General features: G+C 55.5%; 18 protein-coding genes. 8 read left to right on the top strand and 10 right to left on the bottom strand.

The window, feature by feature from the left end; translation table 11 throughout:
- Positions 1 to 12 precede the first annotated feature (12 nt).
- From recN to BARVI_RS03150, 5 genes are all read left to right on the top strand, one after another.
- A complete protein-coding gene (gene recN / locus BARVI_RS03170) occupies positions 13 to 1,695 on the top strand; it encodes a DNA repair protein RecN (RefSeq protein ID WP_025277838.1) in 1,683 nt (560 codons plus the stop codon).
- Positions 1,682 to 2,428 carry a 23S rRNA (guanosine(2251)-2'-O)-methyltransferase RlmB gene (gene rlmB, locus BARVI_RS03165; RefSeq protein WP_025277837.1) on the top strand — a complete coding sequence of 249 codons (747 nt, stop codon included), beginning with the start codon at positions 1,682 to 1,684 and terminating at the stop codon, positions 2,426 to 2,428. Before recN ends, rlmB begins: the two co-directional genes overlap by 14 nt.
- A 109-nt stretch (positions 2,429 to 2,537) precedes the next feature.
- Complete coding sequence (locus tag BARVI_RS12880) at positions 2,538 to 3,089, top strand: Crp/Fnr family transcriptional regulator (RefSeq protein WP_025277836.1); 552 nt, start codon at positions 2,538 to 2,540, stop codon at positions 3,087 to 3,089.
- 211 nt (positions 3,090 to 3,300) lie between these two features.
- Positions 3,301 to 3,621, top strand: a complete 321-nt coding sequence (locus BARVI_RS03155; protein ID WP_157232511.1) for a hypothetical protein — start codon at positions 3,301 to 3,303, stop codon at positions 3,619 to 3,621.
- Positions 3,618 to 5,006, top strand: coding sequence for a hypothetical protein (locus BARVI_RS03150; RefSeq protein WP_025277834.1), 1,389 nt, complete (start codon positions 3,618 to 3,620; stop codon positions 5,004 to 5,006). Before BARVI_RS03155 ends, BARVI_RS03150 begins: the two co-directional genes overlap by 4 nt.
- 138 nt (positions 5,007 to 5,144) lie before the next feature.
- On the opposite strand, the gene BARVI_RS03145 is transcribed toward BARVI_RS03150, so the two are convergent.
- Entirely contained in the window at positions 5,145 to 5,654 is a 510-nt protein-coding gene (locus tag BARVI_RS03145; RefSeq protein WP_157232509.1) for a copper resistance protein NlpE N-terminal domain-containing protein, read from the bottom strand.
- A 256-nt stretch (positions 5,655 to 5,910) separates the two neighbouring features.
- Here BARVI_RS03145 and BARVI_RS03140 point away from each other — a divergent pair, with 256 nt between their 5' ends.
- The 3 genes from BARVI_RS03140 (at position 5,911) to BARVI_RS03130 (ending at position 8,179) form a co-directional block, all read left to right on the top strand.
- A complete protein-coding gene (locus BARVI_RS03140) occupies positions 5,911 to 6,606 on the top strand; it encodes a hemerythrin domain-containing protein (RefSeq protein WP_025277832.1) in 696 nt (231 codons plus the stop codon).
- Positions 6,603 to 7,220 (top strand): response regulator transcription factor, encoded by a 618-nt coding sequence (locus tag BARVI_RS03135; protein ID WP_025277831.1) that lies wholly within the window; start codon positions 6,603 to 6,605, stop codon positions 7,218 to 7,220. The genes BARVI_RS03140 and BARVI_RS03135 overlap by 4 nt, the downstream gene beginning before the upstream one ends.
- A gap of 161 nt (positions 7,221 to 7,381) precedes the next feature.
- Positions 7,382 to 8,179: a Cof-type HAD-IIB family hydrolase gene (locus BARVI_RS03130; protein ID WP_038534504.1), complete on the top strand. Its 798-nt coding sequence runs from the start codon at positions 7,382 to 7,384 to the stop codon at positions 8,177 to 8,179.
- A 94-nt stretch (positions 8,180 to 8,273) separates the two neighbouring features.
- On the opposite strand, the gene BARVI_RS03125 is transcribed toward BARVI_RS03130, so the two are convergent.
- From BARVI_RS03125 to BARVI_RS03085, 9 genes are all read right to left on the bottom strand, one after another.
- Positions 8,274 to 11,042, bottom strand: coding sequence for a hybrid sensor histidine kinase/response regulator transcription factor (locus tag BARVI_RS03125; protein ID WP_025277829.1), 2,769 nt, complete (start codon positions 11,040 to 11,042; stop codon positions 8,274 to 8,276).
- A 290-nt stretch (positions 11,043 to 11,332) separates the two neighbouring features.
- On the bottom strand, positions 11,333 to 12,229 hold the full coding sequence (locus BARVI_RS03120; protein ID WP_025277828.1) for a carbohydrate kinase family protein: 897 nt from the start codon (positions 12,227 to 12,229) through the stop codon (positions 11,333 to 11,335).
- Positions 12,230 to 12,251: 22 nt separating this feature from the next.
- Entirely contained in the window at positions 12,252 to 13,415 is a 1,164-nt protein-coding gene (locus BARVI_RS03115) for an MFS transporter (protein ID WP_025277827.1), read from the bottom strand.
- A gap of 87 nt (positions 13,416 to 13,502) precedes the next feature.
- Positions 13,503 to 15,698: an alpha-galactosidase gene (locus tag BARVI_RS03110; RefSeq protein ID WP_025277826.1), complete on the bottom strand. Its 2,196-nt coding sequence runs from the start codon at positions 15,696 to 15,698 to the stop codon at positions 13,503 to 13,505.
- 21 nt (positions 15,699 to 15,719) lie between these two features.
- Entirely contained in the window at positions 15,720 to 17,606 is a 1,887-nt protein-coding gene (locus BARVI_RS03105; RefSeq protein ID WP_025277825.1) for a DUF4980 domain-containing protein, read from the bottom strand.
- A gap of 240 nt (positions 17,607 to 17,846) precedes the next feature.
- Positions 17,847 to 20,210, bottom strand: a complete 2,364-nt coding sequence (locus BARVI_RS03100; protein ID WP_025277824.1) for a TonB-dependent receptor — start codon at positions 20,208 to 20,210, stop codon at positions 17,847 to 17,849.
- A 238-nt stretch (positions 20,211 to 20,448) separates the two neighbouring features.
- Positions 20,449 to 22,320, bottom strand: coding sequence for an alpha-L-fucosidase (locus BARVI_RS03095; RefSeq protein ID WP_025277823.1), 1,872 nt, complete (start codon positions 22,318 to 22,320; stop codon positions 20,449 to 20,451).
- Positions 22,321 to 22,469: 149 nt separating this feature from the next.
- On the bottom strand, positions 22,470 to 23,192 hold the full coding sequence (locus BARVI_RS03090; protein ID WP_025277822.1) for a LytR/AlgR family response regulator transcription factor: 723 nt from the start codon (positions 23,190 to 23,192) through the stop codon (positions 22,470 to 22,472).
- On the bottom strand, positions 23,189 to 24,199 hold the full coding sequence (locus tag BARVI_RS03085; RefSeq protein WP_025277821.1) for a sensor histidine kinase: 1,011 nt from the start codon (positions 24,197 to 24,199) through the stop codon (positions 23,189 to 23,191). Before BARVI_RS03085 ends, BARVI_RS03090 begins: the two co-directional genes overlap by 4 nt.
- Positions 24,200 to 24,262: the final 63 nt, after the last annotated feature.

The raw sequence follows: 24,262 nt of genomic DNA, 5'->3' as shown, positions 1-24,262 counted from the left end.
GAGAGACGCATTATGATTAAGAAACTGAGTGTTTCCAACTATACGCTCATCGACGAGCTTCACATCGATTTCGAGCCCGGATTCTCGGTCATTACGGGCGAGACCGGTGCCGGCAAGTCCATCATCTTGGGAGCTTTGTCATTGATACTCGGTCAGCGGGCCGACTTGAAATCGTTGCGGCACAGCGACGAGAAGGCGGTGATCGAAGGGGTGTTCGACATTGCGTCGTATCATCTGCGCGACTTCTTCGACGAAAACGAACTCGACTACGACGAAGGCGAGTGTATCTTGCGGCGCGAGATTCTCCCCTCGGGCAAGTCGCGGGCCTTCATCAACGATACCCCTGTTTCGGTGGCCCAGTTGAAAGCCCTGGGAGAGCAGCTTATCGACATACACTCCCAGCACCAGAATCTCTTGCTGGCCGACTCGCGCTTCCAGTTGCGTGTGGTCGATACGATGGCTGGCGATGCCGCGTTGCTGGCCGATTACCGCGAGCACTACCACCGGTGGCGCGAACGGTTGCAGGCCTTCGCCCGCTTGCAGGAGGAGAACCGCACGGGCCGCGAGGAGGAGGACTACCTGCGTTACCAGTTGGGACAACTCGATGAAGCCCAGCTGAAAGAGGGCGAGCAGGAGGAACTCGAAGGCGAGTTGCAGACGTTGCAGCACGCCGAGGAGATTAAGAACGAATTGGCCGTGCTGCAAGCCTGTCTGCACGGCGAGGAGACCGGGGTCGTGTCGTTGTTGAATGCGGCGCTCTCACGCATGAAATCGCTCTCGCGCCTCTATCCCGAGGTCGACGAGTGGATTGGTCGCCTCGAATCGGATTACATCGACTTGAAAGATATAGCCACGACCGTCGACCGGTCGCAGGAGAATCTCAATATCGACCCCGAGCGGTTGGCCTGGGTGGAGAATAGGCTCGACACCTATTACTCGTTGCAACAGAAGCATCGGGTGTCCAACGCTGTGGAGTTGCTGGCCCTGCGCGATTCGTTTGCCGAGCGGTTGGCCCGCATCGAAAACTACGACGAGGAGTTGGCCGCCTTGAAGCGCCAGGTCGAGGAGCAGGAGCAACAGGTGCGCGACCTGGCCGCCCGGTTGACCGAGGTGCGGCAGCAGTCGGCTGCCGGCATTTCGCAGACCCTCACCGAGCGGGTCAAGCCGTTGGGTATGCCCCATCTGCAATTCGAGATAGAGGTGGCCCCCCGGCCGCAGCTCGACGAGACGGGAGGCGATGCCATTCGCTTCCTCTTTTCGGCCAACAAGAACCAACCTTTGCAACCGGTGTCGGAGGTTGCCTCGGGTGGTGAAATCTCGCGGTTGATGCTTTCGCTCAAAGCGCTGGTGGCTCACGCCATGGCCTTGCCCACCATTATTTTCGACGAGGTCGATACCGGGGTATCGGGCGAGATTGCCGACAAGATGGCCCGTATCATGCGCGAGATGGCGCAGTGCATGCAGGTAATCAGCATCACCCACCTGCCTCAGGTGGCCGCCTGGGGGCAGACCCATTACCGTGTCTACAAGAGTGATACCGACACGGCTACGGCCACACACTTGGTACGCCTCACCGACAAGCAGCGGGTGGAGGAGATTGCCCGCATGTTGAGCGGTTCGTCGCTCACGGCCGCAGCTCTCGATAATGCCCGCGAATTATTGAAACGTAACGAATTGAACGATGGAAAAGAATGAGATGATTTTTGGTATTCGGGCCGTAATCGAGGCCATAGAAGCCGGGAAAGAGATAGATAAGATTTTGATACGTAAGGAGCTGCAAGGCGACCTGGCCAAGGAGCTCTTCGACCTGATCAAGGGCCGCGGGTATCTGGTACAGCGGGTGCCTGTCGAGCGTCTTAACCGTATCACCCGCAAGAATCACCAGGGAGTGGTAGCCTTCATCTCGTCGGTTGCCTACCAGCGGTTGGGCGATATTGTCCCCACGCTCTTCGAGGAGGGGAAGGTACCCTTTATCGTGTTGCTCGACGGGATTACCGATGTGCGCAATTTCGGAGCCATAGCCCGTACCTGCGAGTGCACGGGAGTCGATGCCATCGTGGTGCCCGAGCGGGGCAGCGTCAGTGTCAACGCCGATGCCGTGAAAACCTCGGCCGGAGCTCTGCTGCATATCCCGGTCTGTCGTGAACGGTCGATACACAGTGCCATTCGCTACCTCAAAGACAGTGGTATCCGGGTGGTTGCCGCTTCGGAGAAGGCGGCTCTCAACTACACGCGTGTCGACTATACGTTGCCGGTCGCATTGGTCATGGGAGCCGAGGATACCGGCGTAGATCCCGACAACTTGCGGTTGTGCGACGAGATGGTGGCCATTCCGCAGGTGGGAAACATCGGGTCGCTCAATGTGTCGGTAGCCGCCGGGGTCATGATGTACGAGGTGGTGCGGCAGCGGTTGGCCGAGGGGGAGTAACCGGAGTAAATTCCGTCTCCTCCCATCGGATATGTACAAAAGAGAAAAGTTATACCTTTAATATAACAGAAAGATGCAAACGATTCGGGAAGAGTAAAAGACCCTGCTTTTGAACAATTATCAGATAGGAGCGGCCGATTTTGAACGGCTCCTCTCCATCTCCAAGCGGGTTAAATTTGACAAGGGCGAAATCATTATCGAGGCCGAGAAGGTTTCCGACGAAATATTTTTGGTCGAGAGTGGCCTTACCCGAGCCTATTTCTGGGACGCCAAGGGGAATGAAATTACAGAAGACTTCGGGGTGTGTGGCGATTTTTTTGCTTCGATGTTCAGCTATTTCAAGGGTGAGCCGGCCTTTCTGCAATACGAGGCGGTGACTCGCATGACCCTCTATTCGATCAGGCAGACCGAACTGGAAGCCTTGTGTAATGAAAGCCTGACCATCTCCAACCTCTTCCGCACGATATGCCTCGAACAACTCTATTGTTTGGAGCGCAAATGCAAGATTTTCGGGAAAGACGATGCTCTCAATCGTTACATCAGCCTGATTAAGGTGCGCCCGCAAATAGTCAAGGAGGTGCCTTTGAAATACATAGCTTCCTATTTGGGAATTACCCAGCAGTCGTTAAGTCGGTTAAGAGCCTCGATAAAAAATCTATAATCTTTTGCTTGGCAAGAGTAGGGGGGACGGGAGTATCACGCAACAAAGTCGGTCTCGCAAATAACCTTGAAAAATATTTATTCTTTCATATCTCTGTGATAAATGTCTTTTTTATCATAGGTTAACTGTTTTGTGCGGCAAAATCTCTTTTTTTGTAGAAAAATATTGAATTTTTGTAACACACATAGGGTTGAACTAAATTTGTATGTTTATGAAGAAACTTTATTTAATTGCACTCTTTTCGTGGATTGCCTTTGTTTCGTTTGGGGCAGATGGAAATTCGGGAAAGAAGCTCGACCATGTTTTTGTCTATTCGGGTGACGAGGTGACCTCGAAGATGATTTATATCTATGACAGCGATGGCTCCCTGAAACAGATTGAAACCTTGATGCCCGATAACAGCGGTGAGCTGGCCAACAATGGCAAAGAGGTGTATGGATATGATGAACAAGGTCGTATGAACGACTATGAAAGTTATCATTCTCTCCGGCCGACCGTCGTCGGTACCAATACGATTCGGAAGGACGGGTGATTACTTTGGTACGGTACAACCGGGTGTTCAGTTTCGAGACCGGTGACTATAAGTATAACCCTACCGACAGTGTGACATACAGCTATGACGATCACGGTAACATCACGGAGCAATCTTCCTATATGTATCTGGACGCGTGGGCTCTGGGCGAACGTCTGAAATACGAGTACACCTATGACGAATATGACAACATCGCTACCGAAACGAGCTATCGCTGGGACGACGCGCTGAGTGACTGGATGTCGGGTTCGACGTTGACTTATGAAAACCACTATCTGGCCGATAACGATACCTATGCACTGCCTTATCGTTGCGATTTTTCCCAAGATGGGCTCGATGGCTTCGATACGGAAGATGGCAATGCCGACAGTCAAGTGTGGCACATCGAGGACGGTGCCTTGGTATGCTCGTCGAGCGTAGTCTCCGAGGCTCCCGATATTCTCTATTTGCCGCCGTTGGAGATGCTGTCGGCCAATGAGGTGAGAGTGGCATTCAACGCCCGTCTTCTCAACGAGGGCGATTCGGCTCAGATACAGATGATTCTGTGCAGCAACGACGATGAGCTCACCACGCTGGGGACTATCGGCAATATTCACACCATTAAATCGGGTGAGGGCGCACGGACCTATTCCGAGCTCTATTACATCGGTACTCCCTATCCGGCACCCTTCACCGAATCGTTTGCCGGCAGCATGATGTCCTACCAGTGGATGTCCGATAAGCTGGAAGGCCTTGACGGCGGTTGGGGCGTAGGTGCACAAGCCTATTCGCCCGACGCCGAGTCGCAGGACGGCGACGGTGGTCTGGCTTCGTTCATGGCTACCAATGTCGATACCGGTACGAAGACCCGTCTGACCAGCCCTAAAATCGACATCAGCAACCTCACCGAACCGGCCTTGGGATTCTATATCTACCAGACCACGGGCGAGAAGAGCGGCGACAATCTGGTAGTCGAGGTATCGAGAAACAACGGTGCTTTTGAGACCGTTGCCGGTCCGCTCTACGTCTCGGGCAATGAACCCGAGGGTTGGGTACAAATGATTATCCCGCTCGATGCCTACAAGGGAGAGAAGGCCCTGCGTCTCTCGTTCGTGGGCGAGGCTGTCGATGGTACGACCAATATCAATATCGACCACATCATGGTTCACGAGCGTGCCCAGGTGGGTGTGGCCGAACAGTTGGCCGACAAGCATGTGGCCTATGCTACCGGCGACGGGCAGATTGTGGTGCGGACGGCTCCCGATCGGGAATATGCCATCGACGTGTACAGCGTGAGCGGGCAGAAAGTTTATGCTACCCGCGGTAGTGAGGCTGTCGTTGATGTAGAGCCCGGTATCTATGTGGTCGACATAGAGGGGGCCCGCTACAAGATAGCCGTGCGATAAAACCTTTGTGTGGAGATGCGGAACCGCTTGTTTGCGGTTCGGCCCCTTGTGAATGAATCAATAAAAGCGGGGAGGTTCGGTTGATAACAACCGGGTCTCCCCGCTTCCTCTCTATAAACCTAAAACAATATTGCCGAATTACAGGTGGTGTTTGTGGTGATGTTTCACCGCTTTGAGCCGGTGATTGTCAGGTTTGGCCGGGGCCTTCATCTGGTCGTCGAGCAGCACTACGGTGGTATCGCTCTCGACCCACAGGTTTACGGTCTGATTCGAGCCGCTGTCGGGCACCAGTTTGTAGACCTTGGCCATTTTGTCCTGAGGTGTACCCCGTTGGAACAACTTCTTGCCCTTGCTCTTCATTTGCTGGCCCGCTTTACCGTCGGCCGTCACATAGGTCTGGGTCAGTTGATACACCCCGTTAACCGTGTCGATCTGCTGGGTGATAATCACCATATAGTCGATGCTGTCGCCTTTTCCCGACTCCGACGGCACCACGCCTTCGTAGGCAAAGATGTCCATCATACCGGTCGAGTCGGCACCCACGATTTCTATGGCTTCGCTCTCGTCGGCCATCTGATTTTGTTTATTGTTCGACTGGCAGGCCATGAGCGCCGCCGCAGCAAGAACTGTAAAAACAATTTTTTTCATATCGTTGTATAATTGGTTTTCTCCTATAACATGCAGCCCGGGTAAAAAGTTTATCGGCCGGGAAAAATTTGTCTCGGCAGAAAGTTGTGTCCTGTCGCCTATCGCAACAATTAGGTAGGGCGGGGTGTTGATTTCATGGGAAATGGGGATTGTGCGGGCGGGCAGAAAGCTGTTTCTTTGTACTGTCGAAACCGTAGTGATTTTGAAACAAAGAGATTATCTTTGTGTAAACATGAACCAATAAGAACAAGAGAAGATGTATAAACTGGGAGCCTACAATCAAGACGACCGCATGAGCGATCTGGTGTGCGACAACTATCCGGTGTTGCTGGTGATGAGCCGGTTTGGCATCGCCCTGGGTTTCGGCGACAAGAGCATCGGCGAGGTGTGTCGGGAGAACGGCGTACACACCGGTACCTTTCTGGCTGTGGTCAACCTGCTGCTGAACGAGGGCGAGGCCGAGGAGTATCGGGGCGACATTTCGGTAGGGGCCCTGCTGGGCTATCTGCACAACTCACACGACTATTTCCTCCATTTCAGGTTGCCGGCTATCCGGCGCAATCTGCTGGGGGCTATCGACTGCGGGGGGGAAGATATTGCCATAGCCATATTCCGCTTCTTCGACGAGTATGTGGCCGAGGTGCAGAAACACATGCGGTACGAGGAGAGTACGGTGTTCCCCTATGTGAATGCCCTGTTGCGGGGCGAACGACCCGCGGGATACAGTATTGCCGTCTTCCGCAAGCGGCACGACCAGGTCGAGGCCAAGTTGACCGAGCTGAAAAACATACTCATCAAGTATTATCCGGCATCGGGCAGCAACGAGCTGAACAGCGTGCTGTTCGACATCTTTACCTGTGAGCAGGATTTGGCCTCGCACAACTACATAGAAGATTATCTGTTTGTCCCGGCCATTCAGGAGCTGGAACGTAAAATAGAAGAGACGCGATGAAGCCGGTAGTAAAAGTAATTGTAGCAGAGCCTTCGTTGATTATCCGCAAGGGGTTGCTCTCGGTGTTGAAAAAGATATCAACCCTCAATCTCGAAGTGAGCGAGGTGGCCGATGTGCAACAGCTCACCGCTTCGCTGTCGTGGCATAAACCCGACGTGCTGATTGTCAATCCCAGTCTGGCGGGCGTGGTCCCGGTCGTGACGGGGAAGCGAGGAGCCGACGAGGTACCTCCGAAGTCGATTGCGTTGCAAAACTCGTTGGTCGACGCCTCGGTGTTGAAAATGTACGACGAGGTCATCTCGGTCTACGATACCGCCGAGCAGATACGCGAAAAGTTTGAGAAGCTGGTGCATGCCGCTTCGCAGAAGGTCGGGCGGCAGGAGCCGCTCACCGAGCGAGAAAAAGAGATTATCGTGTGTGTCGTCAAGGGTATGACCAACAAGCAGATTGCCGAACAGTTGTGCCTGTCGGCCCATACGGTCATCACCCATCGGCGCAACATTGCCGGCAAGTTGCAGATACACAGTCCGGCGGGGTTGACCATCTATGCTATCGTCAACAAGTTTGTCGACATCAACGATGTGAAGGATTCTATTTATAACCGTGAGGAGTGATTACTTCGTTATATAAGTTATTTGATGTTGTTTTTGGGAAAATCCGCAGGCCATGGCCTGCGGATTTTTTCGTGTTTGGCATGGGGGATTACCCGCAATTTTCAACGTGAAAAAAGGTTATATCGGCGCGGGGAGTGCCGCCTTTGGTGTATCTTTGCAGTATGGAAAAGAAAAGGGATATCAAAGCGCTGTTCTTCGATGTCGACGGCACGCTTGTCAGTTTCAATACACACCGCATTCCCCGCTCCACAATCGAGGCGTTGGAGGCGGCCAAGAAGAAGGGGATAAAGATTTTCATCGCTACGGGACGTCCGCTGGTCTATATCAACAATCTGGGCGACATCGCCCATCTCATCGACGGCTATGTGACTACCAACGGGGGCTGCGTCGTCATCGGCGGGGAGGTGATTGCCTGCCACGCCATACCCATGGACGATGTGCGGACGATGATGCGCTTTGCCGACGAACGCGGTTTCTCCTGCATCTTGGTGGGCGAGACCGATGCCCTGCTCTATAACGCTACCCATGAGGTGGAGGAGTTTTTCCACCGGTTGCTCGACTTGGACCAGGTGTCGAGTCCCATCACGCTCGACGCGCTGTTGAAACAGCGCATTACGCAGATGACGCCTATCATTCCGGCCGAGGTCGAGGCCGAAATCATGCCGCAACTCCCCTCGTGTGAGTCGAGCCGCTGGTATCCGACCTTTGCCGATGTGACGGCCCGGGGAGCCGACAAGGGAGAGGGATTGAAGACGGTGGCCCGCCATTTCGGATTCCCGATCGGGTCGACCATGGCCTTTGGCGATGGCGGCAACGACGTTCGCATGTTGCAGGTAGCCGGCATCGGGGTGGCCATGGGCAATGCCAACGACCCCATCAAGGCTGTGGCCGACTATGTGACTGCATCGGTCGACGACAACGGGGTGAGAAAGGCTCTCGAATACTGGCACGTGTTGTAACAGGCTCGGGTACGCACAGCGATACATCGGCAGGGTTGTCGATGTGTCATTGAATCAGAAGCATCACAAGGGGCGGAGTAACCCGGGACACGGGTCAACTCTCGCCCTTTTTCCGTTTGAGAAAGTCGGTGGGAATCTCGCCGAAATACTCCTTGTAACATTTGGTGAAGTAGGAGGGCGAACTGAACCCTACCTCATAGGTAATCTCGGCCACGGTCTTTTCGGTCGAGGCCAGCAGCGAAGCGGCCCGTTTGAGGCGGGCGATGCGCAGCAGTTCGTTGGGCGAGTAGCCGCAGAGCGCCTTGGTCTTGCGGTAGAGCTGCACGCGGCTCAATCCAATCTGTTCGCCCAGCTCCTCGACGCTGAGGTTGGGATTCGACAGGTTCTCGTCGATGAGGTGGCGCAACTTTTCCATAAAACTCTTGTCCACCTCGTTGACGGCCGGTTTGGCCTGAGGCAGGGGCGTGTTGAGGTTGTCGGTAAAGAAGTGCTGCAAGCGGCGGCGGTTGTCGATGAGGTTGTGCAGACGGGCCGTGAGCAGTCGGGCACTGAACGGTTTGGAGATATACGAGTCGGCCCCGCATTCATAACCCTTTATCTTCTGTTCGTCCATGGCGTAGGCCGTGAGCATCATCACGGGAATGTGCGAGGTCTGCATCTCGGCTTTCAACCGGCGGCAGCACTCCATGCCGTCCATGACGGGCATCATCACGTCGCAGATGATGGCATCGGGCACATATTTCATGGCCATCTGGATACCCTCCTGGCCGTTGGCCGCTTCGAGCACGTGGTATTCGTCCTGCAAGACAGCGCGCACGTAGTCGCGAATGTCCTGGTTGTCGTCGATGACGAGCACACTCTTTTTGTCTTCGGGGGGCAACTCCCGTGTCGAGGTCTGCAACGATTCCTGGTCGGCTGCCAGTACAGCCCCCTCTTTCAGGTTGGTGAGCACGGCGCTGCGTGTCGTGTCGGGGTCGAGGGCCCCCGTTTGCCGAACCGGCATTTCGATGGTGAAGCAGGTGCCTTGTCCCTCGGTAGTATCGACGTGTATCGTACCGTGGTGCATCTCGACAAAAGCCTTGACCAGCGCCAGTCCGATACCCGAACCGGCGTGGTGCACATCAATCTGGTAGAAGCTGTCGAAGATATGCTGCACATGCTCGGCAGGCATGCCCACACCGGTGTCGGCCACTTGCAGGCGCAGGAAGGGTTCGCCCTCCCGGTCGAAGCGGGAGAGCATGACGCGTATTGTCCCGTTCTCGGGGGTAAACTTGAAGGCGTTGGAGAGCAGGTTGTAGAGGATGCGCTCCAATTTTTCGGCATCGGCCGTGACGGTAAAATCGGTTTGCTCGTCGGCCTGAATGCCAAAGTGAATGTGTTTGCGGAAGGCGAGGGTGCGGAAGGCGTCGGTCCACTCGGCGAGCGAGGCCCGCAGGTCAAACTGGCTCAGCCTCATTTGCAGCTTGCCGTCTTCAAATTTGCGGAAGTCGAGCACCTGGTTGACGAGCCGCAGCAGTACGGTGACGTTTTTGTGAATGATGTTGAGCAGGAACCGCTCGTGCTTGTCGAGGTTGTGGCTTTGGCTCAGCTGGTCTACCGGGTCGGCAATGAGAGTGAGCGGGGTGCGAAAGTCGTGCGACACGTTGGTGAAGAAGGCCAGCTTGGCGTGCGTGGCATCTTCGAGCTGTCGCGACAGGGTGATGAGCTGATCGCGTTGCTCTTCGAGCTGCTGTTTCTGTCGCGACAGTTCGGCATTCAGACGGTTCTTGGTCCAGAAGGCCCTTACCATAATCACGAGCAGAATGCCTACCAGTACCAGAATCACGATGCAGGCATAGAGAAACATGCGTTGGGCCGAGTAGCGCAGCAGGAAGGCGTCGAGCTGACTGTTGAGCCGCTCGATTTTCTCGTCGAGGGTGCTGATGTGGGCCGTCTGCATCTGCATGATGCGGGCGTTCTGCCGGTTGACCAGGGCGGTCGAGAGGAGAGTTTCGCGCGGATAGTCGCGCCCTTCGAGTATGTTCATGGCCACCTGCACCACCCGGTCGCCCCCGGTGGGATAGATGAAGGTAGCGTCGAGAATACTGTCGGTCACCAGGTTTACCCCCAGCCCTTTACCCGAGAGGGCATCTACCCCCACGAAGAGCATCTCGTCGGCACGACCTTCGCGCACGGCCGCTTCGTGAGCCCCCGAGGCCATGCGGTCGTTGTGGGCAAAAACCAGGTCGATGAGGGGTTGCCGGGCGAGAATGGAGTCGAACGCCCGCTCGGCCGATTGCTGGAACCAGCCGGCATCGGCCGTGGCCACGATGCGTATCCCGGGTTCGTCGGCCAGGGCGTCGATGAGTCCCCGGTGGCGGTCACGAGCCGGGGTAGAGCCCTTCAATCCGGTGAGCTCCACGATGTTCCCTTTCCCGTGCAGGCGATTGGCAATGTAGGTACCTATCTGGTGTCCCATGTCGTAGTTGTCGGCTCCGATGTAGGCGGTGTAGTGGTCCGAGTCGATTTTGCGGTCGACCAGTACTACCGGGATTCCCCGGTCATAGGCTTTTTCTATGACCGGCGCAATAGCCTCGGCTTCGTTGGGAGCCACCACGATGAGGTCGGCCCCTTCGTCCATGAAGTATTCTATATCGGCTATCTGCTTTTGATTGTCGTCGTGGGCCGACCGTATCTCGACGGTTACCCCCGGATAGAAGAGCGCCTCCCGGGCAATCTCCTTGTTCATCTGCGTGCGCCACTCGTCGTCGCTGCATTGCGACACTCCAATCAAGATGCGGTTTTTCTCTTGATGGCAGGCAGTGAGCATCAAGGCTGCGATGGAGCATAGGGCGAGGAGTATAAGGATAGGCAGGCGTCTCATAGCTTCTGTTTTGAAGATTAAGATAGGCAAAGATAAAAAATATAATGAGACGAGCGAGCCTGCCGGGTGAATCTTTTGGTTGTGAACCTCTTTCCCGGTTTGGGTTTCGGGTGTGTCGAGCGGGTGTGGATAGCTCTTGTCGGGGAGTAAGATTGCCGGGCGATAGTTGTCTTACACGCTCTTTATGAGATGATAAGGCTGTTCTGGCCAGGAATGTAACGGAGGAGGGCGGCAGGCTCGGGATATCCCGAGCCTGCCGCCCTCCGGCAAAAGCTAAAAAAGTGTAAGCGTCAAGCCAGTCGGCTCGTAAGGCTCTCGGGCAGCAAGGGCATGGCCCCTTGCTGCGTGCATACATAGGCCGAGGTGTCGACCGCCAGCTGATGAGCTTCACGCACCGAGCGGCCGCAGATGATGGCGGCGGTGAAGGCGGCTGTAAACGAGTCGCCGGCGCCTACGGTGTCGGCCACCTGTACGGTGGGAGTCTCGAAAAACGAAACATGCCCCGGAGTAAAGACGTAGCTGCCGTTCACGCCACAGGTCAGGATAAGCATCTTCAAGTTGTACTTGGCCAGCAGAATCCAGCACTTGTCTTGCAGGTCGATGCCGGGATAGCCGAACAACCGGCTCACGGTTACCAGCTCCTCGTCGTTAATCTTCAAGATGTTGCAGCGCTTGAACGAGTCGCACAGAATCTCTTTGGTGTAGAAACTCTGGCGCAGGTTGATGTCGAAAATCTTCAACGTTTCGGGCGTGTCGGGCATGGTGTCGAGGAACCGGGCGATGGTCTTGCGCGACACGATGCTGCGTTGGGCCAGCGACCCGAAGCAGACGGCCTGCGTCTGTTGTGCCAGTTTGTCGAGTTCGTCGGTATAGGGAATGTTGTCCCAGGCCACCCCCTCCTTGATGTCGTAGCAGGGAACCCCCTCGCTGTCGAGTTCGACCTGCACCGTACCGGTGGGGTAGGGTACCGTCTCGATGAGCCCTTGCAAATGTTTCTGGCGGAAGTTGTCGAGAATCTCCGTCCCCAGCTTGTCCTCTCCCACGGCACTCACCACCCGGCTGTTCAAGCCGAATTGCGACACATGGTATGCAAAGTTGGCGGGAGCTCCTCCCAGTTTCTTTCCTTCGGGCAGCACGTCCCAGAGTGCTTCGCCCATTCCTACGATAATCTTATTGTTGTTGTACATGGCGTTGGTATTCGTCGATAAGTTAGTTTTTCAATTTCAAGGTATAGAAAATCAGGTAGAGTACGCCCACCGTCATTACGGCCACGGCTCCCACCTGGCCTACGGCATCACTGGCCACACCCATCAGCAGCGGGAAGATGGTGCCACCGAAGAGGCCCATGATCATGAGTCCCGATACCTCGTTCTTCTTTTCGGGGACAAAGGTGAGTGCCTGTGCAAAGATGATGGAGAAGACGTTGGAGTTGCCGAATCCGATGAGCGAGATGCAGATGTAGATGATGGGGAGCGACTCGGTCGAGAGCAGCCCAATCATCGCTACCAGCATGCAGGCCACGCTGATGGCCAGGAACTTGCGACCCGAGAGGTGGTTGAGGATAAAGGAGCCCAGCAGGCACCCGGCGGTACGGAAGATGAAGTAGAGGCTTGTGGCAAAACCGGCCTCTTCGAGGGTGATGCCCACCCGTTCGATGAGCAGCTTGGGAGCTGTGGTGTTGGTACCTACGTCGATACCCACGTGGCAGATGATGCCCAGGAAGCAGAGCAGGATAAAGGGTTTGCCCAGCAACCGCAGGCAGGCGGCAAAGCCCGAAGCCTTGTCGGGTTTCTCCTCCTCGATGGGGGTCGACGAGAGCCACAGAATGGCGATGATGGCGATGACCATGTAGACGGGGAAGAGTACGCGCCACCCCAGTCCGAAGGTAGGCATGGCCTGTGTGGCTCCCCACATGGCGATATAGGGGGCCAGGAACGAGGCGATGGCCTTGACAAACTGCCCGAAGGTGAGCGAGCTGGCCAGCCGTTCGCCCGAGATGATGTTGCTCAACAGTGGGTTGAGCGAGGTTTGCATGAGAGCGTTACCGATACCCAGCAGCGAGAAGGAGCAGAGCATGAGAGCGTAGCCGTCGCCGAAGAGGGGCAACAGCAGCGAAATGGCCGTTACCACGAGGCTCAGCAGCACGGTGCGTTTGCGGCCGATGCGGTTCATCAATACGCCGGTCGGGACCGAGAAGATGAGGAACCAGAAGAAGACGAGCGACGGGAAGATGTTGGCTTGCGAGTCGGTCAATCCCAGGTCGGCCTTGACATAGTTCGAGGCGATACCCACCAGGTCGACAAAGCCCATGGCGAAGAAGCAGAGCATGACGGGGATAAGTCGCCCGTATTTCAGTTGTTGTTTAGCAGTCATAATCGTATAAGCGTTTCTATTTTTTTTGAGGGAAAGTCTCGGGAGAGCGGCGAGTCGGCTGCTCTCCCGAGGGCTTGCCCGGTTAATTCATTTGACAGCGGTGAGTTCGACCACGCAACTCTGCATGGGGGTGAATCCCAACACGTCGAGTCCCACTTTCATCAGATAGTCGCCCGAGAGCACCTTGCCGTTGGTGGGCAGGGCCGAGGCTACGCCGGGCATGAGGTTAATTTCCTCTATCCGGTAGAACTTGTGGGGGTCGAGCCCTTGCAACTTCACGGGCAACAGCTTCTCCTGATAGCGGGGATAGATGTCGTAGGCGAAGAGCACGGCCTTGTCGCCGTCGGCATTCACGTAGTTTACCGCCATGTGGTTGCTTTCATAGGGCGATACCAGTCGGTATTGGTCGCCATCGAGTATAACACTTTGCAAACGTTTCCAGTTGGCTACCGCCTGCTGGCAGTAGAGCAGTTCGTCGGCGTTCAGCTCCTTCAACCCCAGGTCGAAGCCCAGTTTGCACATCGAGGCGACGTCAGTGCGGAACTTGATCGAAGCCTTCCGGTTCCAGCTGGTCACGTGGGCACACATGGCCTTGGCGGGGAAGAACTGCGAGAATCCCCATTGGATATAGATGCGTTCCACGGGGTCGGTATTGTCGCTGCACCAGAATTCGGTGAAGTATTTCAGTGCCTCGTAGTCGCAGCGTGCGCCGCCGCCCGAGCAGAGCATCATGGCCACTTGCGGATAGTTGTCGTGCACCCGTTGCAACACCCGGTAGATGCCCCGCACGTGGTCGATGTAGAGCTGACCCTGATCGGCTTTGAGGTAGGGCGAGTAGATGTTGGTGATGGGGCTGTTGCAATCCCATTTGAAGTAGGCGATGCCGGGGTTCTCTTTCAGCAACTGGTCCACCACGCCGTAGACATACTCCTGTACGGCGGGGTTGCTCATGTCGAGCACCAGCTGGTTGCGGTAATAGTAGGTCTCGCGGTTGGGGTAGTGAATGGCCCACTCGGGGTGACGCTCGAAGAGTTCGCTCTTGGGGTTCACCATCTCGGGCTCGATCCACAGGCCGAATTTCACACCCGCCTCGCGGGCCGAATCGGTCAGGGCACCGATACCGCCGGGCAGTTTGTCGTGAGTTACCTCCCAGTCTCCCAGTCCGGCTTTGTCGTCTTTACGGGGATATTTGTTGCCAAACCAGCCGTCGTCGAGCAGGAACATGTCTACCCCCAGGTCTTTGGCTTCGCGCATCAGTTCGGCCAACGTCTCCTGGTCAAAGTCGAAGGCGGTGTTCTCCCAGTTGTTGAGCAGCGTGAGGCGCGGGCCCTTACCATCTTTCAGCTGGTAGTTGCGAGCCCACGTTTGCAGGTCGCGGCTGCCTTGCCCCGTACCCTCGGTGCTGAGAGTGAAGATAAACTCGGGCGTCGTGAAGGTCTCGTTGCGTTTGAGTTTATAGGTCGAGGCATAGGGGTTGATGCCGGGAATCACGCGCAGGTTACCCACGTTGTCCACCTCGAAGGTGAAGCGGAAGTTCCCGGTCCAGGCCAGTGTGCCCATGAGTACCTCGCCTTGTCGCTCCTGTGCGGGCTGGTCGAGCCCCACGATGAAGAAGGGGTGGGTGTGCATGGCGGCCCGGCTGCCCAGCTTGGTGTCGATAACCTTCTTGCCGAACTGCAAGGGCAGGGTGCTCATCTGCGCCTCTTTGGCCCAGTCGCTGCTGAACTCGGTCAGGTAGTAGGCCGGACGGCTGAAATAGAGCATGGTCGAGGCATAGGCCGAGAGGAGAATCGGTTTCTTCTCCTCATGGCGTATGTCGCTCCATGTCTTGATGACATTCTCTTTGGGGTAGGCCACATAGTGGAGGGTCACCTCTACGGGATACTGGTCGTCGCGCAGCACGATGTCGGTCTGCACGCCTCCCTCGACCTCGCGGGTCGAGTGGGATACGTAGTAGAGCCACGTCGAGGGGTTACCGTCGTTGTGGGTGATGGCCAGGGCCGGCTCGAAGAAATCTTCGTTGCCCGAGCCGCTGTACACCTCCCAGCCCCGACGGCTTACACTGCCGTCGGAGGCGGCATGCACGCTCCACCCCAACTGGTTGAGGTCGGCCTCGTTCAGCAATTTCTCGCCGAAGTAGCTTTGGTAGAGGCGGCCGTTTTCGGCCACTTTCAGCACGAGGTCGGTGCGGTCGGTAGAGATGCGAATCTGTTTCATCTCACTGGCATTCGTTGTGTTGATGGCAAGCAGGGTGGCTGCTGCCACGATAAGGGTGTGTTTCATGGAATGCGGGTGATTTGAACATTACAGACTCAGTTGGTGTACTTTCAAGTTTTCGACCTGAGCTTCACCGCCACGGGTATAGAAGCGCAAGGCGTTGTAAGGAGCTGTGGGGAATACAAGGTTGGTCATGGCGATGCGTCCACCGTCGACGAAGATTTCGATTGAGCATTTATCGACGAAGATGTCGAGGTGGTAGCTCTTCCCGTTGCAGAGCGAGAGGGGAGCCCAGGTGCCCAGTGCAAAGTCGTTGACGTAGTTCACCGACAGGGTCTTGCGGTGGTCGTCGGTCTCCTTGTCGTGTACGGTCATTTCGCCATAAGGGGTGAGGTCGGTGATACCGCTTTGCGTACGGTCCATAACCACACGGCCGGCCTTCATGTCGAGGTAGATGTCGACCTTCTCGCCCTTGTCGTTGCAGAGGGCGAAGCCTACGGTATCGGCTTTACCCGGGGTGATGTCCATTTCCAGTTCGCAGGCACCTTCGGGACCCGTCGTGATGGGGTTGACGGTATATTCGTCTTTGAGGTCGATGTTGTTCAGTTCGGTCGTACCCTTGCGCAGACCTTGGGTCTCTTTCACGGCATTGGCAGCCATGTAGATTTCGCCGTCCTTGGTATAGAGCGAGAGCTCACGGGGCAGGGCATTGGCGCTGCGGTATTGACGGGTCGGGGTGGCGTTGGCATATTGCCAGTTGCTCATCCAGGGCACGGCAATGGTGCGGTCGCCCGTGTTGGAGAAGCATACGGTAGCGTAGTGGTCTTTACCGAAGTCGAGCCATTTGGACACGCTCTTGTCGTTGTCGCATTTGAACTCCTTGCCGTCGAAATCGCCTACGAAATATTCGGTGGCGCTACCGCCGAAGGGGCAACCCGGATTGACGTTGACAATCATCACCCATTTCATGTGGTTCTTGTCGCCGTCGACAGGCAGTTGAATGAAGTCGGGGCACTCGAACTGGTTGGGTTGAACGCCGTAGCCTTCGCCAAACTGGCTCAGGTATTCCCAGTGTTTCAGGTCGGTCGAGTTGTAGAAGCGCATGTTCTTGTCGGCCGATACAATCATGTACCACTTTTGAGCCGGTTCGTACCAGAATACTTTCGGGTCGCGGAAGTCTTTCAATCCGTCGAACGGGGTGAGAATGGGGTTGCCCTCATACTTGGTGTAGGTGCGGCCGTTGTCGGTGCTGTAAGCCATGCACTGGATTTGTCCATGCTCGTCGCTGGCCGAGGTGTAGAAGGCAATCAGAGCGTCCTTGCCGTAGCCGGCGCTGTTGTTGTGGTCGACTACCGAGCTACCCGAGAAGATGTGCCCCAGGGTGTCGCGGGCGATGGCCGGTGCGAGGTGTTCCCAGTGAATGAGGTCTTTGCTCACCGAGTGTCCCCAGTGCATGTTGCCCCACTTGGAACCGTAGGGGTTGTATTGGAAATAGAGGTGATACTCGCCGTCTTTGTAGACCAGACCGTTGGCATCGTTCATCCAGCCGTAGAGCGGGGTGTGATGGTAGACGGGACGGTAGTACTCCCGGTTGGTGGTGTCGAACGTGTCGGCCAGACGGAGGCTGTCCCAGCACATGGCGTCGGCAGCTACGCGTCCGATGGTTACGGTAGCCTCCTTGACACCCTCGGGCAGGGCGAAGGGTACGTAGTAGTCCACGCTATCGATGGCCAGGCGAACGTCCATGGCCACGTCGGCCGCACTGCCGGTGTCGAGTTTTACCTTACCTTCGGGGCGTGACTCCTGAATGGGGAGAATCAAATATTTCGAGGGGTTCTTGATGTGAACGATGGTGAGCGTATCGCCTTGATGTTCGAGGCTGATGTTCCCTTTTTGCGGCTGGCAGGCTACGAGAGCGGCCAAGGAGGCTGCTGTGGCCAGCACTTTTGTTGAATGTCTGAAATTCATTTTCATGGCTGTTATGTTATTTATTGATTTGAATACTTGAAAATAATTTTGTAATAACCTAAAAACAATCTTTTTTACCTGTTCCTATTTATCGAGCCTGAGCAGGCAAGGCTTGTGTTGGTCCGGGTCCGGACTCCGTGAGGTCGCAACTGGTGCTCGACGACCTCGTCTTTTATGTTGCTGCTTCTTGTAATATGGAGATTTCTCCGGCCCGGGGATTAATACCTATCGTTATAGGTCTTTCCCTTAGAATTTGAGGCTGGCGCTGAACTCGACAGTGAAGGGCCGTATGTAGCTACCGGCCATCACGTGCCCGGCATATTGACTGGCCTCCTCTTTCTCGATTAGTTCGGCACCGGCGATACTACCCTTGGCACCTGTCTGGTTCAGGAAGTTGACCACCGTGCAACCCAGGGCCAGCTTGTCGTTCACCTGCCAGTTTACGCCACCGAAGGTCTCCCAACGGCCGTTGAAGTAGTAGGCATCGTTGATGTTGGCGTAGGTCTTGCTGAAATAGCGGAAACTGGTCCAAATCTTCAAGTCATCGGTAATCATGTAGCTGGGGTCAATCTCGATGATGATTTGCGGAATCTCGGCTACGATGTTGCCCGTGGCGTTGATCTGTCCTACGTAACCGTCGGAGAAGGTGACCGAAGTCTCGTATTTCTTGTAGGTCGGTTGTTGGTAGGTGAAGAGGAAGTGCAGGTCAAATCCCTTGAAGGGGTGGGTTACCACGTCGGTGGTCCAACCCAGCGTCTGTATGTCGAAGTTGAGCGGTGCGGCCATGATTTCGGTCTGTCCGCCAGCCGTTTTGTGTTGCAGGTTCAGGGTCGAGTTGTTGTTGGTCTTTGAGATGTAGGAGAAGAGCGAGGTCAAGCTCAACCAGCTGTTGTTGTAATAGATACCGGCACGACCCAGAGGCACCGAGATTTGGCCTACGTTGGGGAGTGTGGCCGGTGCGAAGTTCTCGATTTTGGGGTGTTGGGTAATGTAGGTGAAGTCGCCCGTGAGACCGAACTGCTTGGTTAACTTGTAGGTGGCAGCGGCCGTGAGTGCGTAGTTGAACCAGTCGTGGTCGATCGAGTTGGGGGTAATCTTGGTCACACCGTCGGGAGCCGTTGCTCCCAAGTAGTAGTTGGCAAAGCGGCCTACATATTCGCCTGCGGCATTCTTGACGGCAGCATTCTCACCCCGCAGGGCCTGGTATTCAACCCGGGCACCGTAGTAGAGGTTCAGTTTGCTGGTGATGTCCCAGTCGTGGGTGAAATAGAGTGCTACCTTGTTTTCATATCCCTTGTAATACTCCGAGGCGTTCTTGTTGAAATCGTAGTAGTATCCGTTGCCGGCGTAGGTGCGGTCGGTATAGGTGGCATAGTCGGCGTTGTAGAGGCGCACGGGATAGCTGCCGTCCATGGGTACCGACTGGTCATACATGGTGGTCGACGAGGTGTAGTCGATGTCGTAGAACCATTCGTTCACACCCAGGCGCCAAGTGTTGTTGGCATTCTTTTTCGACAGCTCGCTGGTGAACATGAACGAGTTGATAAAGCCACGGTTCAGACACGACATGCGGCTCTGCACATAGTCGCCCGTGTAGGGTTGCATGCTGCCGTCGGCAGCCTCGAACAGGTAGTTGATTTTGGCTTCGTTCTGGTCGAGCGACATAGGTGTTTGGTATACGCACGAACCTGTCGAGTGGTCATATTTCATGACGGCTTTCCAACTGAGCCCGTTGTCCCACGTGTAGGTGTTCATGAGGGTGGCCATGCTACCTATATTCTGTGCGGCATCGTAGAGGTTGGTCTGCTTCACCTCGCCGGTGCGCATGTCGCGATATATCATTTCGTTGTCCATCGGCAGGTACGAGGTGGTACCCAGGGCAAAGTCACCGAACTCGCGCACGCTACCGTCGCCTACATAGATGAAGGGCGCCGATTGGGTGGCATAGTTGTAAACCGGGTGGCTGTTGCTGTAATGATAGATGGCGGTAAACTCGCCCCGGTTGTCGTTATAGCGTTTGGTAAGGGCGAATTTGTAGATTTGCGTACGGTCCTGGAACGGAGTCGATTTGATTTTGAACGTTCCCGGGTCGAAGTCCTGGTAGATGCTTCCGCTGTAATACCAGTCTTTGGCGATACCGCCGTTGACGTTGAGCGAGAACTCCTGCAAGCCGAAATGGTTGCTCTTGTAGTTGAGGGTGCCGTGGAATCCCTTCTCGCCCAGCTGGGTGAAGGAGTTGACGGCATAACCGATGTTACCGGTCGTGATGGCCGTTTCGGAGATTTTGAGCAGCCCCACGTGGCTCAGGCTGGCATCGGCACGCCACAGGGTGTTGACCGTGTGGGGGTTGGTGGCGTAGGTCACGAGCATACCGTTTTCGAGTACGTTGACATCGGCCGAAGGGAGGCCGATTTGTATTTCGCGCGGGCCGTTGGCACTGGCGGCGTTGAGCATCACGTTACGATTCCCTTCCTCTTTCGAGGTAGAAGCGTCTTCCGATTGATTGGTGTTGGCTTGCTCTTGTGCCCAAGCGTTTCCGCAGGTCAGCGCAACGAGCAGCAGGACTGTACTGGTTTTGTGGAGAATTTGATTTATCATACCTTTTTTCATGGTAAGTTGGGTTTTGTTAAGTTCTTGTTTTTGGCTTAGTGAGAGCAAAAATAGAACAAGGTTCGCCCCAGCACATAGAACAAATGTTGCGAAAGCTCCTACAAATGTTACACGAAACCTTTGTGACAGGGAATGTAACATTTTTGACAGCAGACGGAACGGGGTGAAAAAGCACCGACACCCGACCTCGTTATGAGGCCGGGTGTCGGCAGGTATGATGGTATTGAACAGTTTCTCGCTATTCGGGCAGCATGACACCAAACTCGGCAACCGAGGTTTTGGCCTGCCCGTTCATCTCTTCGAGCGGTTCGAGTTTCAGGTAACGGGCCTCGGCCGGTTTGTCCCAAGTGACATATTGAGGTATGGGGTTGTTCTTGATGTTGCTGAACTCGGCCCGGTCGACGATGCGCTCCCAGCTCTTGCCGTCGTTGCTGCGGGAGAGGCGGTAGCGGAAGATGGTCCCTTCGGTTCGACCTTCGGCCACGGGGGTGTAGCAGAAGCCTTTCACGGTCTTGACCTCGCCCAGGTCGATCAGAATGGGTACAAGACCTTCGGCATAGGCGGCTGTCGAGCTGTTGCCGTCGATAGCCTCGGGTGCATTATGGTTACCTATCTGACAGCTTTTGGGGGAGAAGAGCGAGGCACCCTCGGTATCGGTAGAATCGGTGACCGGTTGGGCATAGTAGATGCCGGCCCGCTTGATGGAGAAGTCGGCTCTCGACCGGTCGACGGTTATCCGCAGCTTGTCGGCAATGAGGTCGTCGAATCGTATGAGCCGCTTGTAGCCCACGGTCGTACCCTCGGCCACCGGGGTCCAGGCACCGTTGATCGAGGCCTCTACGGTAAAGGCTTCGATACGCTGCCCCTTCTCGATTTCTTCTTGCAGCATCAGGGTGTTGACAGGGACGTTGTCCTGTATGTCGATTTCAAAGGAGTCGCCCTCCTTGCCGGTAACCGGGCGGTTGCCGTTTTTGCTGTAATCGGTGGCGAAGGTGCGCTCGATGTATTGTCCCAGCTCATGCAAGCGCCGGGCGTCGTTCTCGTGTATCAGGCCTCGTGTGTCGGGCGGTATGTTGAGCAGCAGGCCCGAGTTGTAGCCTACCGACTCGAAATAGATGTCGACCAGATGGGCCAGCGATTTCACCTGATTGTCTTCGGTCGGGTGATAGAACCACCCCGGGCGAATCGAGACGTCGACTTCCGAGGGGTACCAGAAGAGTTCGTGGGCTCGGGCCAGCAGGTCACGGCTGCCCAGGTCTTCGCTCTTGTTGTTCAGCCCCAGTGCCTGGTTCACGCTGTCGGCCCGTTGGTAAATACCCGGCACGAGAGCCGTGGCGCTCCACTCGGTCTCCCGGCCGAAGCCCCGTTCGTTGCCCACCCAGCGCACGTCGTCGCCCATGATGGCCATCACGGCGTGGGGTTGCAGTTGTTGTATGGTGGTATAGAAGGCGTCCCAGTCGTAAACCTGTTTCTTCCCGTTGGGCCCTTCACCACAGGCTCCGTCGAACCACACCTCGTGTATTTCGCCGTAGTTGGTGAGCAGCTCGGTGAGCTGTTGAATGAAGAACTGGTTGTATCGGGGCGAATCGCCGTAGCACTCGGCGTTGCGGTCCCAGGGCGAGAGGTAGACGCCGAATTTCAGTCCGTATTTGTCGCAAGCCTCTTTCAATTCTTTCACCACATCGCCTTTCCCAGCTTTCCAGGGCGACGAGGCTACCGAGTGCCGCGTGGTAGCGGTGGGCCACAGGCAGAAGCCGTCGTGATGCTTGGCGGTGAGAATTACCATTTTGAAGCCAGCCTCTTTCAAGGTGCGGGCCCATTGCTCGGCGTCGAGTTCGGTGGGGTTGAACAGTTGCGGGTCTTCTGTCCCGTCGCCCCACTCCTTGTTGGTGAAGGTGTTGATGCCGAAGTGCAGGAAGGCGGTCAGTTCCAGTTCCTGCCATTGCAGTTGTTGGCGCGAGGGTACCAGGCGCGAGGCCATGTCGACCTTCTCTTCAAGGGTAGCCCCTTCGGGAAATACGAGGTGTTTCTCGTAATACTGGGTCTTGCTCGACTGGCAGCTCATGAGCAGCAGGCCGAGTAGTGCCGCGGTGATGCTTGTGTGTTTCATTGTGATAAGGGTGCGATAATTAGTTGTTTGGGGACAAAGATAATATTTTCGCGCAAAGATTACATGCAGACACACTCTTTTCTTTGCGAAAATTAAAGTATTATCGTTACTGTATGAAGGGGCTAATCTGTGGGAGCGGAATCGGGGGTTCAGGTGTTTGGAATAGCTCCGCCCGAGTTGCGGGTGAGCAGGGTGTCGTAGATGTGGTTGGCAAACTGGCGTCCCACGGGCAGGAGTTCCTCTTGTCCCACGAGCTTGATACGCTTCTTGGAGAACATCTCAACCTTGTCGACAGGGACGATGTAGGAGCGGTGAATGCGCAGGAAATTCTCTTCGGGGAGCATCTCTTGCAGGGTTTTCATGTTGGTGCGCGACAAGATGTATCCGCCGCTCACGCGGAAGATTTTGGTGTAGTTTTCCATCGCCTCGATGTAGAGTATGTCGTTGACGGGGATAGTCACGTTGTTGTATTCCTGTTTGACCACGATGCTGTCGGGCGTGCGGTCGTGGCGGGTCTCGATGCGGCGAATGGCCTTTTCGACCGCTTTTTCAAACCGCTCGTAGGCAAACGGCTTGTGCAGGAAGTCGACTGCGTCGAGCTCGAACCCGTTGAGAGCATACTGGGCGTGGGCCGTGGTGAAGATGAAACAGCACTCGGGTGGCAGGTCGCGGGCAATGTCGAGTCCGCTGATGCTGTTCATCTCGATGTCGAGGAACACCAGGTCGGGTTTGCGGCGGCGTATCTCTTCCAGTCCCACACGCGGTTCGCTGAACGTGGTGAGCTCCAATCCGCCGAACCGTTCGCAGAATTGGGTGATGACGAGCAGCGCCAGTGGTTCGTCGTCGATAGCTATGCAGGTGGTCGTTTTCATTGCAGTTGAATGGTTAGTTTGGTTTTGAATTGGTTGCCCTCCTGAGCCGTGACGAGGGTGAAACGGTCGGGGTAGAGCAGTTCGAGCCGCTTGCGGCAGTTCTCGATGCCGATGGCCGGGGTCGGTTCCTTCTTCTCCTTCATGATGCTGTTTTCGGTCTCGAAGACAAGCTCTCCGCTTTTCACTGCAATCTTGATGTAGACGGTGCAGTCAATGTCGGACGAGGTGCCGTACTTGAAGGCGTTCTCCACAAAGGTGATGAGAATCATGGGAGGTATCTGGGCCTGTTCGTCGTCAGTCTCGGTGTGAAATTCGATGTGGGTGTGTTTGTTGAGCCGCAGCGATTGCAGGTCGACATATTGCCTGATGTAGTCGATTTCGTTGCAGATGGGTATGGTGTCGAGCGTCGTTTGGGCATACATGTATTTCAAGATGTTGGAGAATTGAATGAAGGCCGACTCTGTCTTGTCCGACTTGGTGAGTACCAGCCCGTAGAGGGCATTGAGCGTATTGAAGAGAAAGTGCGGATTGATTTGCGCCTTGTAGAGTGCCAGTTCGGCCTTGTTTTTCTCGGCCTCGATTTCCTGCTTCGAGAGGATTTGCCGGAACAGCTCGACCGTTACCTCGATAGTCAGGCTGAACCCCGTGACCACCAGGAAGAAGAACCACACGCTCAGGGTCCTGATGTGTTGACGTATGCCCCAGTCGCGGGGCGAATTGATGAAATCGTCTTTGGGTATGGGTATCTGGCTGATGCCCCAGGTAATCAGCAGGAGGGCAGTGAAGAGTATGGCTACGTGTTCGAACTTGTGCTGCATGACGAGCCCGGGTATGTTGGCCTTGCGGTAGGTGAAGTAGAGCAGGTAGATGTAGACAATGAGGGTGAGCATGAAATAGGTGTGGTGGATAATCCACTTCTCTACCGGGACCAGCATGATGAGGAGCGGCAGGATAACCAGACAGAATATGAGGTCGATGTAGGTGCTGATGCGAGTGTAGTTGGTCATCGTTGTGTCGATTGGTTTTGTACCGGGGCGGGGTGAGCCCCTGACAATGACAAAGGTAGTGAT

The sequence above is a fragment of the Barnesiella viscericola DSM 18177 genome (genome assembly GCF_000512915.1).
Lineage (GTDB): Bacteria > Bacteroidota > Bacteroidia > Bacteroidales > Barnesiellaceae > Barnesiella > Barnesiella viscericola.
Note: the sequence above shows the minus strand (reverse complement) of the source record. Positions and strands in the feature narration are given on the sequence as shown.